2 protein-coding genes are annotated in these 1,831 nt (G+C 75.6%); one reads left to right on the top strand and one right to left on the bottom strand.

Features of this window, described 5'->3' with window-relative positions:
- Positions 1 to 15 precede the first annotated feature (15 nt).
- On the bottom strand, positions 16 to 585 hold the full coding sequence (locus CCN44_RS42500; RefSeq protein WP_059247304.1) for a hypothetical protein: 570 nt from the start codon (positions 583 to 585) through the stop codon (positions 16 to 18).
- Between the two features lie 304 nt (positions 586 to 889).
- Between CCN44_RS42500 and CCN44_RS47590 the strand changes: the two genes are divergently transcribed.
- Positions 890 to 1,768, top strand: coding sequence for an SCO6745 family protein (locus CCN44_RS47590; RefSeq protein WP_086704609.1), 879 nt, complete (start codon positions 890 to 892; stop codon positions 1,766 to 1,768).
- The last annotated feature ends 63 nt before the right edge of the window (positions 1,769 to 1,831 follow it).

Raw genomic sequence — 1,831 nt, 5'->3', positions numbered from 1 at the left:
GGGCCGTACCGGCCGTCAGGACGCCGGCTCGGCGGCCTTCCTGCGGCGCAGCGCGTACGCGCCGGCGGCGCCTACGCCCAGCACGGCGAGTCCGCTCGCGGTGACACCGGGCGTGGCGAGCCCGCCGCCTCCGGTGTGCATGCCACCGCGCGGCCGGTCGTGGCCGCCCCCGCCACCCCACTCGCCCTTCTCGCCCCGGTCACCCTTGTCACCCTTCTCGCTCTTCTCCTCCCCGCTGTCGCGGCCCCCCTTGTCCCGGTAGCTCTCGGGGTCGAACCGGCTGTCGTCGCCCGAGCCCCATTCGTCGCTGCGCACCGCGGCGAGCGCTCCGCCACCCGTGTGCATTCCGCCGCGCGGGCCGTCGTGTTCCCCTCCGCCGTCGCGCTTGTTGCCGTAGTTCTTGTCGTGGTCGCTGTCGGATCCCTTGTCCTCGCGGTCGGAGCCGCTGTCGTGCTCCTTGCTGTACGAGGAGTCGTCACGGCCGTCGTCGTGCTCGGCCGGCACGGCGAACGCGGCGCCGGGCGTGGCGAAGGCCAGGGCGGCGGTGGCAGCCGCCGTCGCTAGGAGCATGCGGGCAGAGCGCATAGTGATGTCCTTCCGTCGCGACCGGGCAGCGGATACCTCATCAGCTGGGTGGACCCGGCCTCGACATGAACCACCGTCAGTGAGGCCCCCGGCTCCCACCATCCGAGCCGCCCAGCCGGGTCACCACGCCACCCGTCTGCCCCAGTGCTCCGGGGCCGGGACCCCTCGTCCGGGCCAATCCCCTCGCCCTCCCGCCGTGACCGCCGTCTCTCCCGTCGCGACCGCCACCCCCTTGTTATGACAGCTGTCATAACGCAGGCTGGTGCCGACACGGCACGGCAGGCCGACGTGGTGGGAGGAAGCAGTGGCGGACGGAATGGCCCGGTTCCTGTGGGAGCGGTACGAGCCGGTGCACGATCTCGTGTACTTCGCGCCGGAGGCGCAGCGGGCGGCGCAGCGGCTCGGGATGCGCGGGTTCTGGATGGGGTACTTCGCGCTGCGCGCCGCCCCGCTCGGCGCGGTGCCCCCGTCCGTGGTGACGAGCTGTTTCTACGTCTTCCACCCGACGCGGGTGGCCCGGGCACTGCCGGACGCCTGGACGTACGCCACCCCGGCGGACGTGGTGGCGGCCCGGCAGGAGGCGGTGGACGAGGCGATGACCCGGCTGTTCGGGGCGGACACCGTCGGCTCCGCCGCGTTCGCGCAGACCGCTGACCTCGCCTGGGAGACCGCCGCGGCGGCGGACACCACGGGCAGGGTGCTGGCCGCTGCCAACCAGGCGCTCGAACGGCCGGACCGGCCCACCGCACGCCTGTGGCAGGCGCTGACGACCCTGCGCGAGCACCGGGGCGACTCCCACGTGGCGGTGCTGGTCGCCCTGGGGATCGGTCCCGTCGAGGCCATGGTGCTCAAGGCGGCGGCCGGCGAGACGGACGCGGCTCTCCTGCGCGAGTCCCGGAAGTGGCCGCAGGAGGAATGGGCGGCGGCCGAGGCACGGCTGCGCGCCGACGGCCGGCTCGCGGAGGACGGCTCGCTCACGCCCGCCGGGGCGGCGCTGCGCACGGAGGCCGAGGCGCTCACCGACGCCGCGGCCGAAGGGCCGTGGACCGCACTGGGCGCCGAGCGGACCGGGCGCCTGGCCGCGCTGCTGGAGCCGCTGGCCCACGCCGTCCACGAGGCGGGACTGATGCCGGCCGGGAATCCGGTGGGCCTGACCCGCGGGACGTACCCCGGCGGCCGTTGAGGGCACTGCGGCGCCCCGCCCGGCGCCCCCGCCCGGGGGGCCGGGCGGGGGGCGGCGTACGGC

Origin of the sequence: Streptomyces tricolor, from assembly GCF_002155905.1 — a bacterium.
Classification (GTDB): domain Bacteria; phylum Actinomycetota; class Actinomycetes; order Streptomycetales; family Streptomycetaceae; genus Streptomyces; species Streptomyces tricolor.
Note: the sequence above shows the minus strand (reverse complement) of the source record. Positions and strands in the feature narration are given on the sequence as shown.